Below are 12,185 nucleotides of genomic sequence, written 5' to 3'. Positions count from 1 at the left end.
GCCGGGCGCGGTGCGCGCCCGGCCCCCGCTGGGGATCAGCGGTGGTTCACTCCTCGCCGGTCTCGAAGACGTCGCCGCGGAAGGACTGCTGCGGCAGCTCCGCCCGCACCTCGAAGGTGTAGGTCTCGGTGGACTCGCGGCCGAAGGAGTCGGTCGCGGTCACCTCGGCGGTGTGCACGCCCTCGGCCAGACCGCTGGGCAGCCGGAACTGCCAGAGGTGGGTGGCGCGGTCGGCCAGGTTGTTCCCCGGCTGCGCCGGGCCGGGGCCGTAGTCGGCGCCGTCGTAGAGCTCGAAGCCCTGGGCGTCCTCGGCGCCGGAGGTGGATTCGAAGCCGAACCGCGCGACCTGCAGCTGGCGGGTCGCGGCGGCCGGGTCGGCCCAGCGGGCGCCGGTGCGCGCGGCCTCGCCCTGCGCCTGCTGGGTGCGCTGCGCGGCGACGGCCTCGCCGCCGTCGATGCTGACGTCGACGGTGGTGTCGGTGGAGCCGTACCAGACGTTCGCGGTCAGCCAGGTGTCCTCGGCGACGTCGGCGGTGGTGACCAGGCCCGGGTCGCCCAGGTCGTTGACGTTCACCGGCGGGGCGGCGTCCCACTCACCGGGTTCGCGGGTGGCGGCCCACTCGGTCAGCGTGGTGTACCAGTCGCGCCAGCGCGGGGAGTTCAGCGAGACGGCCATCTGCTTCTCGTCGGGCTGGCCGATGGCGCGGAAGGAGTCGCGGTACTGCGATCCCTCGACGTCGAGGACGAGGTAGCCGGGGCGGGCGCCGTCGCGCTGCAGCGCCATCGGGCGGCCCTCGATGTCGAGGTCGCCGGAGTACCAGTCACCGCTGGGGGCGCCGGCCACGACGTGCGGGAACGGCAGTTCGGAGACGCCGACGGCCTCCTGCCAGCCGGCGTAGGAGTCGCCGGTGTTCATGCGCTCGGTGGAGTGCGTGTGCCCGGACACCGACAGCGCGGGACGGCCCTGCAGGAGCTCGTGGACCTTCGTGACGTCGGCGGTCTGGTGCTTGGTGGAGGTCGCGTCGGCGAAGGAGACCATCGGGATGTGGGTGGCCAGGACGACGAGCTTGTCCTCGGGGACCCGGGCGAGGTCCTGCTCCAGCCAGCCGAGCTGCTCCTCGCCGAGGACGCCGGAGTAGGACGGTGCGCCCTCGGGGTCGGCGCAGTGCGGGCGGGTGCCGTCCGGGTCGTCGGCCGGGGTGCAGGGGTACTTGACGTTGTTCATGACGACGTAGTGGACGTCGGCCACGTCGTAGCTGTAGGTGGTCGGGCCGAGCTCGCGCTTGTAGGTGTCGAAGGAGTGCGCGGCGTCGGTGGCGTCGAGGTCGAGGTCGTGGTTGCCGGGCACGAACCGCAGCGGCAGGCCGGAGGCGCCGAGGACCTCCTTGATGCGCGGGTACAGCCCGAGGTCGTCACCGGCGACGTCGCCGAGCATGAGGGCGCCGCACTCGGCGAGGTCCTGCTCCTCCAGCAGGTCGCTGAGCAGGCCGTCGCGGGCGTAGCCGAGTTCGCGGCCGCTGTAGGTCTGGACGTCGGCGAGCACGGCGCAGCGGGTGGCGTCGTCCTGGGCGTCCTCGCCGGAGCGCGCGATCGGGAAGTTCACCGCCGACGGCAGCGGACCGGTGGGCTCCAGCCCGCCGAAGCGCAGGTCGGGGGAACCCGCGGGCAGGTGGTGGTAGTGGAACTGCGCGACACCGTCCGCGTCGACGGGGACCTGCCAGCCGGCGGGCTGGGTGACGAAGGCGGTCATGCCCTCGAACACGGGCAGTTCGTAGCCGCCGTCCGCGCCGGTGACCACGACGTCGCGGCCGTTGGAGACGGTCACGCCCTCGACGCCCTCGTCGCCGTCGCTGCGGCCGTCGCGGTCGGCGTCGTCGAAAACCTTGCCGCGCAGCACCTGCGCCGAGGGGGTGGACTGCACGGAGGCCCCGGCGTCGCGGACGACCTCGACGGCGCCGACGTAGGGGGCGGGGGCCGTCTCGGGGGCGGGGGTGGGCGCGGCCTGGCCGGTGGTCGCGGTGAGGACGGAGGCGCCGAGCAGCACGCCGGCGCCGAGGCCGAGGTGGCGGCGGGTGGACCGGGAGGAGAGGTTCACGGGGTGATCACCTTTCGTGGGGGCGCTCCCCACCTTGTGCGGTGCCTGTGAACCTCCGGTGTCACCGCACGGAACCCTGGTGGAACGTCACAGCGCGTGAGCGGAACCCACCGCAGCAACCGTGCCGACCTCCGGCGCCGGCCCCGGCTAGGGGCGCGGGTCGGTCCGCGTCCACCGCTTCCCGCCGCGGCGGCCGCCCGTGGCCGCCTGGCAGCGCGGGCAGCTCCAGCGGACCGCGTCCGCGCTGCCGCCGGTGACCGGGTCGGTGTCGGCGAAGTCGACGTGCGGGAACCGGTGCAGACCGGCGCGCTTGAGCGGGATCCCGCAGGCGGTCTGGTTCTGCCCGGGTTCCCAGGCGTGCACCTCCCCCGCCGGCAGCCTGCTGCCCTCGTCCGGGAACCACGTCCCGCTCGCCGCCACCTTCACCGCGCACCTCCCGGTCCCCGCCACTGCGCCAGCAGCACGGTCGCGTCGTCCTGCAGCAGACCACCCTGGTGCTCCAGCACCGCCTGGACCAGCCGGCGGACGGTCTCCGCGAGCCCGAACGTCGTCGAGGCGGCGCGCTCGAGGAAGTCGGCGAGGCGCTCGGTGCCGAAGAACTCCCCCGCCGCCGAGCGGGCCTCCACGATCCCGTCGGTGAACAGCGCCAGGCGGTCGCCCGGCTGCAGCGCCTCCTGCCCCGGCACCGGCGCCTGCGGCGGCAGCCCGAAGGGCGTGCGCCGCCCGCCCGCGACCTCGCCGACGACCCGGCCCTCGCGCAGCAGCAGCGGCGGCGGGTGCCCCGCGCACACCGAGCGCAGGGTGCCGTCGGCCCGGTCCAGGCGCAGGAGCACACCGGTGACCAGGGCGTCGGGGAACTGCTCGGCGACGACCTCGTCGATCGCGGCGGCCTGCGCCGGCAGGTCCGCCCCGCCGCGACGGGCGCTGCGGTAGGCGGCGACCGCGGCGGTGGCGATGAGCCCGGCGCGCAGCGAGTGCCCCATCGCGTCGAAGACCGCCAGGTGCACCGCGTCGTGCGTCACCGCGTGGTCGAAGACGTCGCCGCCGACGTCGTCGGCCGGTTCCACCAGGCCGCTGACGACGACTTCGCCGACGTCGGCGGTCAGCGGCGGCAGCAACCGCCACACCAGCTCGGCGGCCGCGGTGCGCCGGCGGCTGCGGCGCACCGCGTCGACGGCGTCGCCGTGCCGGTCGGCGACGCCGACCAGGTGCGCCACCAGCCGGGCCAGCAGCTCGCAGTCCGCGCGCAGCCGCGGGTCGCCCAGCGCGCGCCGGGAGGCGGGCACGACGTCGAGCACCCCGAGGGTCTCGGCGCCGTCGACGAGCGGGATCCACCAGCGCGGGCGCGGGCCGGTCAGCGCGGTCTGCGTGCGCCCCCAGCGGAAGGCGCGCCCGGGCAGCGTGCGCTCCACCGCCAGCGGCCCGCGGCGGCGTTCGCGCGGCGGCGGGTCGCACGGCACGAGCAGGCGCTGCTGGTAGTCCACGAGGTAGACGACGACCTGCACGCCCAGCGCCCGGCCCGCCTCGGCGGCCACCGCGCCGATCTCGCCGGCCACCACGCGGCGGGTCCCCTCCAGCAGCGTGCTCAGGGCCTGCAGGGCGGCGCCCCGGCCGACGTGCACGGGCTGGGCCAGCGGGACGCGGGAGGCCGCCAGCCGCTGCCCGAGCCGCTCGTTGGCGCTGTGCGCGAGCAGGTCCCGCTCCGCCTCGGGCAGCGGGCCGCCGCCGAGGAAGTCCTCCACCTCGTCGAGCCCGGCGCTGCCCCCGTGCGCGAAGTAGCGCAGCCAGACGTCGTCGAGGTCCACCTCGCCGAGCCGCAGCACCCGCTGCAGGACCTGACGCTGCAGGTCCTGCACCCGGCCCGGCGGCGGGCCCGCGCTCACGGGCGGCGGCGGGTGGCGGCGTCGACGAGCGCGCGCGCCACCACGTGCAGCGGGCGGCCGGACTCCTCCGCCTGGGCGGCCAGCACGGCCAGCGCGGTGCGCTCGTCGACGCGCTCGCGCTCCACGAGGATGCCGCGGGCGGTGTTGACGACGTCGCGCGAGCGCAGGGCGCCCTTGAGCTCCGCGCTGAGGTGGCGGCCGCGCTCGGCGGCCCGCAGCGCCGCCTGCAGCACCGCGGCCTGCGCGGCGTAGAGCGCCAGCAGCCGCTCGCTGCGCGCGTCGAAGGCGTGCGGGGCCCGGCTGTAGACCTTCACCGCCCCGAGCACGGCGTCCCCGGCCACGAGCGGGGTGCTGAGCACCGAGCGCAGGCCGAGGGCGTCCACGCCGGCCGCCCAGCGCGGCCAGCGCGCGTCGGCGCGCGCGTCGTCGACGAGGGTGCGCCCGCGCCGGGCCACGGCGTCCAGGCAGGGCCCCTCACCGGCGGCGTACTGCAGCTCGTCGGCCCGCGCCGCGAGCTCGTCGCTGGCCACCGACGTGCCGGCGCGGCCGGCGGCGTCGAGCACCGTGACGGCGCAGGCGTCGGCGCCGGGCACCGTCTCCAGCACCACCTCGACGAGCAGCCGCAGCGTCGCCTCGACCGTGCCGGGCGCCATCATCGCGCCGGCGCTGCGGGCCACGACCAGGGACAGCTCCTCCACGGGAGTCAGCTGGTCCACCTCGACCACCTCTGGACTGCAGGAGTTCACCCACCGGACAGCCGCCGGTTGGACTGGTTCCGCACCTTACGCGCGAGCGTGGGAGCGGCAACCGGGACCGGGTGCCACCCGGCTGGCGCCCGCGCCCGGCGGGTGATCGCACGGGTACGGGTGTCCGGCAGCGGGGCCGGCCCGACGACGGAGCGGAGCCGCACCGGATGACGACCCCCACCACCTCGGAGCCGGCGGAGCTGCGCGAGGACGCGCCCGTGGGCGAGACCGTCGGCGTCGAGGAGGAGCACCACGTCGTCGACCGCCGCACCCTGGCCCTGCGCGACGACCCGCAGCTGAACTCCGCTGCGCTGCGCGGCAGGCTCGGCGACAGCGTCTCCGCGGAGATCGCGACGACGCAGCTGGAGATCGCCACCGGGGTCTGCACCTCGCTGGCGCAGCTGCGCGCCGACCTCGGCCGCGCCCGCGAGCAGGTGCGGGACGCGGCGCTGCTGCACGACGCGCTGCTGCTGCCCGCCTCCACGCACCCCTTCGCCCGCTGGGACGAGCAGCGCCTGACGCTGCGCCCGCGCTACCTGGACCTCGTGCAGCGCTGGGGCCTGCTGGCGCTGCAGCAGGTGATCTGCGGCTGCCACGTGCACGTCGGCGTCCCCTCCCTGGACGTGGCGGTGGCCGTCTCGGACCGGGTGCGCCCCTACCTGCCGGTGCTGCTGGCCCTCACCGGCAGCTCGCCGTTCCACGAGGGCAGCGACACCGGCTACGACAGCTACCGCACGCAGTGGTTCGCGCGGTGGCCGATCACGGGCGCACCCGAGGAGCTGGGCGACGCCGCCGGCTTCCACCGGGTCGTCGAGCAGCTGCGCGCCGCGGGCGTGGTCGAGGACGCCTCCCACCTGTACTGGGACGTGCGGCCCTCGCTGCGCTACCCGACGCTGGAGTTCCGGGTGGCCGACGTCTGCCCGCGCCTGGACGACGCGGTGCTGCACGCCGCGCTGTGCCGGTCCCTGGTGCGGGTGCTCGCGGCCCGCGCGCTGGCCGGGGAACCGGTCGCCCCCGTGCGCCCGGAGGTGCTGCGCGCCGCCCGCTGGCGGGCCGCGCGCCACGGGGTGCAGGACACCCTGCTCGACCCGCGCACCGGCACGCCGGTGCCGGCCGCGCAGGCGGTGCGCGCGCTGCTGGCGGAGCTGCGCGAGGACCTGGAGGAGGCCGGCGAGCTCGCGGAGGTCACCGCCCTGGCCGAGCAGGTCCTCGCCGACGGCACCTCCGCCACCCGGCAGCGCGAGGTCGTCCTGCGCACCGGCGACCTCGTCGAGGTCGCGCGCTCGGTGCTCGCCGACGCCGGCCAGGACACCTCCGGCCTCGTGGAGCTCCTGGCGGTGCCGGCCGGCCGGCACCCGCTGTAGCCGGCGGTCGCCGGGATGCCGGGGACCGCGCCGCCGCCTACGCTGGGTGCCCGGTCCAGAGCACGGCCGCAGGGACCGCGGCGCTGCGGCGCCGCCGGCCTAGGAGGACAGCGTGCCCGGAGCGTGGTTGCTCGGAACAGCGCAGGGGACCCGCGAGGACGAGACCGGCGAGGAACCGCTGCGCGCCGTCGCGGTCGCCGTCGACACCGGCGAGCACGACCTGGACAGCTCGCTGCGGGAGCTGCACCGGCTGGCCGACACCGACGGCGTGCAGGTCGCCGAGGACGTGCGGCAGGCGCGCGAGCACGCCGACCCGGTGACCTACGTCGGCCGTGGCAAGGTCGCCGACGTCGCCGCGGCCGTGGAGCGCACGGGCGCCGGCATCGTCATCGCCGACGACGAGCTCACCCCCGCCCAGGTGCGCACGCTGGAGAGCGAGCTCGGCGTGCGCGTCGTCGACCGGACCGCGCTCGTGCTCGACATCTTCGCCCAGCACGCCCGCAGCAGCGAGGGCCGCACCCAGGTGGAGCTGGCGCAGATCGCCTACCAGCTGCCCCGCCTGCGCGGCAGCGCGCGCAACCTCTCCCGCGTCGGCGGCGGCCGGGTCGCCGGCGGCCAGGGCATCGGTGTCCGCGGTCCCGGCGAGACGCGCCTGGAGTCCGAGCGCCGCCGGTTGCGCCGGCGCGCCGACGACCTGCGGCGCAAGGCCACGGGCATCGCCGACCGCCGGCAGCGCACCCGCGACCGCCGCACCCGGGGCGGCGTCCCGTCGGCCGCGCTCACCGGCTACACCGACGTGGGCAAGTCCGCCCTGCTCAACGCCCTGGCCGGCGCCGACGTCGAGGTGCGCGGGGAGCTGTTCGCGACGCTGGACCCGACGGTGCGCCGCGTGGTCGTCGAGGGCGGCGAGTTCACGGTCACCGACACCGTCGGGTTCATCCGCAACCTGCCGCACCAGCTCGTCGACGCGTTCCGCTCGACGCTGGAGGAGGTCGCGCAGGCCGACCTCGCCGTCCACGTCGTCGACGCCGCGGCACCCGACGCGGTCTCCCGCGTCAGCACCGTGCGCGGCGTCCTGCGCGAGATCGGCGCCGCGGACGTGCCCGAGCTGCTCGTGCTCAACAAGGTCGACATCGCCCCGCCGGACCGGGTGGAGGCGCTGCGCCGCATCTACCCCGACGCGCGGTGCGTGTCCGCGCTCACCGGCGAGGGCGTCGCAGAACTGCGCGAGGACCTCGCCCACCGGCTGCACCGCGACCGGTGAGCGAGGCGCCCGGGCCGCCCGTCAGCGGCCCGGGCGCTCGTGGTGCTCGCCCACGTCCTCGGTGCGGCCGGTGCGCTCGGAGCCGCCGTAGACGGCCTGCAGCAGGTTGCCGCCCTCGTCGCCGCCGTGGGCGTCGTGCTCGACCGCCTCGGGGTGGTGCAGGTCGAAGGCCGGGCGCTCGGAGCGGATGCGCGGCAGCGAGACGAAGTTGTGCCGCGGCGGCGGGCAGGAGGTCGCCCACTCCAGGCCCATCCCGAAACCCCACGGGTCGTCCACGGTGACCCGCTGGCCGTAGCGGGCGGTGCGGTAGACGTTCCACAGGAAGGGCAGGAAGGACAGCCCGAGGACGAAGGACCCGATCGTGGAGATCTGGTGCATCGTCGTGAAGCCCTCACCGGGCAGGTAGTCCGCGTAGCGGCGCGGCATCCCGGCCGCCCCCAGCCAGTGCTGGATGAGGAAGGTGGTGTGGAAGCCGACGAACAGCAGCCAGAAGTGCACCTTGCCCCAGCCCTCGTGCAGCATCTTGCCGGTGAACTTCGGCCACCAGAAGTGGAACCCGGCGAACATCGCGAAGACGACGGTGCCGAAGACGACGTAGTGGAAGTGCGCCACCACGAAGTAGGAGTCCGACAGCTGGAAGTCCAGCGGCGGCGAGCCGAGGATGACACCGGTCAGGCCGCCGAAGAGGAAGGTGACCAGGAAGCCGACCGCCCACAGCATCGGGGTGTCCATCGTGAGCGAACCGCGCCACATGGTGCCGAGCCAGGTGAAGAACTTCAGCCCCGTGGGCACGGCGATGAGCATCGTCATGAAGGCGAAGAAGGGCAGCAGCACCTTGCCGGTGACGTACATGTGGTGCGCCCACACGGCCGTGGACAGACCGGCGATGGAGATGGTCGCGAAGACCAGGCCCTTGTAGCCGAAGACCGGCTTGCGGCTGAAGACCGGGATGACCTCGGTGATGATGCCGAAGAACGGCAGCGCGATGATGTAGACCTCGGGGTGGCCGAAGAACCAGAACAGGTGCTGCCACAGGATCGGCCCGCCGTTGGCGGCCTCGAAGACGTGCGCACCCATGATCCGGTCGGCCGCCAGGGCCAGCAGCGCGGCGGCCAGCACCGGGAAGGCCATGAGCACCAGGACGCTGGTGATGAGCACGTTCCAGGTGAAGATCGGCATCCGGAACATCGTCATGCCGGGCGCGCGCATGCACAGGATGGTCGTCACGAAGTTGACCGCGCCGAGGATGGTGCCGAAGCCGGAGAAGGCCAGGCCCATCACCCACAGGTTGCCGCCCAGGCCGGGCGAGTGGACCACGTCGGACAGCGGCGCGTAGGCGAACCAGCCGAAGGAGGCCGCCCCGCCGGGGGTGAGGTACCCCGCCCCGGCGATGAGGCCGCCGAAGAGGTACAGCCAGTACGCGAACATGTTCAGCCGCGGGAAGGCCACGTCCGGGGCGCCGATCTGCAGCGGCATGATGGCGTTGGCGAAGGCCGCGAACAGCGGTGTCGCGAACAGCAGCAGCATGATCGTGCCGTGCATGGTGAACGACTGGTTGTACTCGTTCTTGGTGCTGAACACCTGCATGCCCGGCTCGAAGAGCTCGGCGCGGATGAGCAGCGCCAGCACCCCGCCGATGAGGAACCAGACGAACGAGGTGACGAAGTAGAGGTTGCCGATGACCTTGTGGTCGGTGCTCGACATCCAGCCGGCGATCACCGAGCCGCGGCGGCGCGGCACGACGGTGCCCAGGGGCTGGCGGGACAGCGGTGCCCCGGTGGCGGTGCGCGGCATCGTGGGGTGCGTCGTCATGGGCGTTCCCGAGGGACGTGCCGGACGTCCGCGCGGCTGCAGACGTGTGCGTGCCCGCCGAGCATGCTCGCCCCGGGTGGCGGGGCGCAAGCACCGGCGGCACGATCGGGACGGATCGAGCCGCGGCCGGCCGGGCCCCCCGGAGGAGCTCCGCCGCCCGCGCTCGCCCGGAGCGGCACCCACGACCCCTGGAGGAACCATGGCCTCGACCGACGACCACACCCTCGCCCAGTCCGTCCACGACCTCGCCTCGGCGCTGTGGTTCGGCGGCGCCGTCATGGGTGTCGCGGGCGTCAACAAGTCCGGCTCCGACCTCAGCGTCGGCCGCGACCGCATCGCGGTCGCCGCCTCGGCCTGGAACCGCTTCGCCCCCGCGGAGTGGGCGAGCATCGCGACGGTCCTGGTGACCGGCTCGCAGCTGACCCGCTCCAGCAGCCAGCGCCTGGCGCTGCAGCAGGGCTACGCCAGCACCGGCGCGCTGAAGGTCGGCTTCGTCCTCGCCGGCGCGGCTGCGACCGCGTACGCCACCTTCGCCGGGCAGAAGATCGCCAAGGCCGCCGAGGCGGCCGAGCAGCGCGGGGAGCCCGTGTCGGTCAAGGACGCGACGATCCCCACCTCGAACACGCCCGCGGACGTGGCCACCTGGCAGCGCCGCCAGCGCATCGCCCAGTTCCTGCCGATCGTCTGCGCGGCGGGCAACATCGTCTGCAACGCCAAGCTCGTGCAGTCCTACCGGCTGGGCGCCACGGCCTCCGGGGTCCTCGGGCGCCTGCACCTCAACTGACCCACCCCCGGACCGACCCCGCGCCCGCGGAGCGGGTCACTGGCCGCCGAAGGCCGTGACCTGCTCCGCGGCGAAGTCGCCGAACGACCACGGCTGGCCCGTGGCCTCCAGCACCGACCACCACAGGTCCCCGTGCGGGTCGACCTGGTTGCGGGCCGAGACCGCCAGCGCGATGGGGATGTGCACGAAGCGCCGCCGCCAGCGGCCGACGACCATGTTCGTGCGCCCCGCCATCGCCGCGTGCGCGGCCGCGTGGGCCAGCCGGATGCAGTAGACGCTGTCGTACGGGTTCGCCGGGACGCTGCGGATGACGTAGCTGGGGTCGATGTAGCGCATGTTGAGCTCGAGGTCGTGCTTGGCGAAGTCGTCGGTGACGGCCTGGCGCAGCAGCCGGCCGACGTCCTGCAGCTTCTTGTTGCCCGAGGCGTCGGTGAGGTGGTCCTCGTCGAACAGCTCCTGCCCGGCGCCCTCGGCGGCCACGACGAGGGCGTGCCCCTGGGCGGCGACCTTCTCGCGCAGCCGCTCCAGGAAACCGCCCGGGCCGTCCAGGGTGAAGGGCACCTCGGGGATGAGCACGAAGTCGGCGTCGTTCTGCGCCAGCGCCGCGTAGCAGGCGATGAAGCCCGAGTGCCGGCCCATGAGCTTGACGATGCTCACGCCGTTGGGCGCCGTGCGCGCCTCGACCTTCGCGGAGCGGATCGAGCGGGTGGCCTCGCTGAAGGCGGACTGGAACCCGAAGCTCTGGTCGATGAACGGGATGTCGTTGTCGATGGTCTTCGGCACGCCGACGATCGCGATCTTCAGGTCCCGGGCCTTGATCTCCGCGGAGATCTTCTGCGCCCCGCGCATCGTCCCGTCGCCGCCGATGACGAAGAGGATGCCGATGCCCATCCGCTCCAGGCAGTCGACGACCTCGACGGCGTCCTGCTGACCGCGCGAGGTGCCCAGGATGGTGCCGCCCTCGCCGTCGATGCCCTCCACGGCCTCCGGGGTGAGGTCGACCACGTCGTGGCCGTAGCGCGGGATGAAGCCCTGGTAGCCGTTGCGGAAGCCGTAGATGCGCCGCACGCCGTAGTGGTTGGTCAGCTCCGAGACCAGGCCGCGGATGACGTTGTTGATGCCCGGGCACAGCCCGCCGCAGGTGACGATGCCCACGCGCGTCTTGGGCGGGTCGAAGAAGATCTTCTTGCGCGGCCCCGTCGGCTCCAGGCTCGGCAGGTCCTCCAGGTCGCCCTCGCGCCGGGACACCTTGGAGAGGGTGTCGTCGAAGAGCACGCGGTCGGTCTCGTCGATGTAGTGGTGGGTCGTCCGCCGCGCCTGCAGGCGCGGGGCGAGCGGTGAGTCGACCGTGCACGGTCCGAGGGTCTCGACCGTGAAGTCGATGGCACCCCCGGTGCGGCCGGTGGTCTCCTCCATCTGCGCAGGTCCTCTCGTCGCGGCGGGCGGCGTCGAGCCCATCATCGGGCACACCCCCCGCACCGCCCGGCGGCGGGGTCGCGAGGGCGCCGGGGACGTGCGCGCGGGCCACCCCAAGATCACCGCGCGGGCACCGCGGGCCGCCCGTAGCGTCGGAGCATGGCTACCGACCTGTACACGGCCGTCGTCACCGCCACCGAGGGCTCGGCCCGCTCCGACGACGGCGCGCTGACCGTCGACGTGCACGAGCCGAAGGACCTCAAGGGCACCGGCGAGGGCACCAACCCCGAGCAGCTCATGGCCGCCGCGCTGGGCAGCTGCCTGCTGGAGTCGCTGAAGATCGCCTCCACCAGCGCCGGCGGCAGCGCCGAGGGCGCCAGCGTGGAGTCGAAGGTGACGCTGGCCGAGGCCGACGGCCCCGGCTACACGGCCCGCTACGCCCTGACCGTCACGCTGCCGGACGCGGGCGCGGACCCGCAGGACGTGCTCGACCAGGCGCTGTCGATCTGCCCGTTCACCAAGACGATCGACGCCGCCGCGCTGGACGTGCAGCTCGCCTGAGCCCCCGCGCGGGGCTCGCGGGGAACTCCCCGCCCCCGGGTGCATCCGGGGCGGGGGCCGCGGCGGAAGAGGGGGTGAACGGGCCGCACCGGGCGGCCCGCCACCCCCTCAGGAGCAGCCATGCGATCCCCCCGCACCCGCGCCCGCACCGCCGCCCTGCTCGCCGCCCCCGTCGTGGGCCTGGCCCGGGGGGGGGGGGGGGCCGGCGCCCCCCCCGGGGGGGCCCCCGCCCCCCCCCCCACGCCGGCGGCCCCCGCGCC

At 74.8% G+C, this 12,185-nt stretch carries 10 protein-coding genes; 4 read left to right on the top strand and 6 right to left on the bottom strand.

Annotation, left to right across the window (positions count from 1 at the left end):
• Nucleotides 1-46 precede the first annotated feature (46 nt).
• The 4 genes from ACRYM2_RS21365 to ACRYM2_RS21350 form a co-directional block, all read right to left on the bottom strand.
• Nucleotides 47-2,095 carry a calcineurin-like phosphoesterase C-terminal domain-containing protein gene (locus ACRYM2_RS21365; RefSeq protein ID WP_432524550.1) on the bottom strand — a complete coding sequence of 683 codons (2,049 nt, stop codon included), beginning with the start codon at nt 2,093-2,095 and terminating at the stop codon, nt 47-49.
• A 147-nt stretch (nt 2,096-2,242) separates the two neighbouring features.
• The gene (locus ACRYM2_RS21360) at nt 2,243-2,521 is read right to left on the bottom strand and encodes a hypothetical protein (protein ID WP_432524548.1); all 279 of its coding nucleotides are present in this window, start codon (nt 2,519-2,521) and stop codon (nt 2,243-2,245) included.
• Nucleotides 2,518-3,978 carry a PP2C family protein-serine/threonine phosphatase gene (locus tag ACRYM2_RS21355; RefSeq protein ID WP_432524547.1) on the bottom strand — a complete coding sequence of 487 codons (1,461 nt, stop codon included), beginning with the start codon at nt 3,976-3,978 and terminating at the stop codon, nt 2,518-2,520. The genes ACRYM2_RS21360 and ACRYM2_RS21355 overlap by 4 nt, the downstream gene beginning before the upstream one ends.
• Entirely contained in the window at nt 3,975-4,694 is a 720-nt protein-coding gene (locus ACRYM2_RS21350) for a GAF and ANTAR domain-containing protein (protein ID WP_432524546.1), read from the bottom strand. The genes ACRYM2_RS21355 and ACRYM2_RS21350 overlap by 4 nt, the downstream gene beginning before the upstream one ends.
• A gap of 197 nt (nt 4,695-4,891) precedes the next feature.
• Here ACRYM2_RS21350 and ACRYM2_RS21345 point away from each other — a divergent pair, with 197 nt between their 5' ends.
• Entirely contained in the window at nt 4,892-6,088 is a 1,197-nt protein-coding gene (locus tag ACRYM2_RS21345; RefSeq protein ID WP_432524543.1) for a carboxylate-amine ligase, read from the top strand.
• A gap of 127 nt (nt 6,089-6,215) precedes the next feature.
• Nucleotides 6,216-7,352, top strand: a complete 1,137-nt coding sequence (hflX, locus tag ACRYM2_RS21340; RefSeq protein ID WP_432524540.1) for a GTPase HflX — start codon at nt 6,216-6,218, stop codon at nt 7,350-7,352.
• 21 nt (nt 7,353-7,373) lie between these two features.
• Here hflX and ctaD read toward each other — a convergent pair whose 3' ends face one another.
• Nucleotides 7,374-9,146 (bottom strand): aa3-type cytochrome oxidase subunit I, encoded by a 1,773-nt coding sequence (gene ctaD, locus ACRYM2_RS21335; RefSeq protein ID WP_432524552.1) that lies wholly within the window; start codon nt 9,144-9,146, stop codon nt 7,374-7,376.
• Nucleotides 9,147-9,363: 217 nt separating this feature from the next.
• Between ctaD and ACRYM2_RS21330 the strand changes: the two genes are divergently transcribed.
• Nucleotides 9,364-9,948: a hypothetical protein gene (locus ACRYM2_RS21330; RefSeq protein WP_432524537.1), complete on the top strand. Its 585-nt coding sequence runs from the start codon at nt 9,364-9,366 to the stop codon at nt 9,946-9,948.
• A 36-nt stretch (nt 9,949-9,984) separates the two neighbouring features.
• Here ACRYM2_RS21330 and ACRYM2_RS21325 read toward each other — a convergent pair whose 3' ends face one another.
• Complete coding sequence (locus tag ACRYM2_RS21325; protein WP_432524535.1) at nt 9,985-11,364, bottom strand: ATP-dependent 6-phosphofructokinase; 1,380 nt, start codon at nt 11,362-11,364, stop codon at nt 9,985-9,987.
• Between the two features lie 159 nt (nt 11,365-11,523).
• Here ACRYM2_RS21325 and ACRYM2_RS21320 point away from each other — a divergent pair, with 159 nt between their 5' ends.
• Entirely contained in the window at nt 11,524-11,925 is a 402-nt protein-coding gene (locus tag ACRYM2_RS21320) for an OsmC family protein (protein ID WP_432524532.1), read from the top strand.
• Nucleotides 11,926-12,185: the final 260 nt, after the last annotated feature.

This window comes from Kineococcus aridisoli (assembly GCF_050871885.1).
Taxonomy (GTDB): domain Bacteria; phylum Actinomycetota; class Actinomycetes; order Actinomycetales; family Kineococcaceae; genus Kineococcus.
The sequence above is the reverse complement of the archived record's forward strand: the minus strand, read 5'-3'. Positions and strand labels throughout refer to the sequence as shown.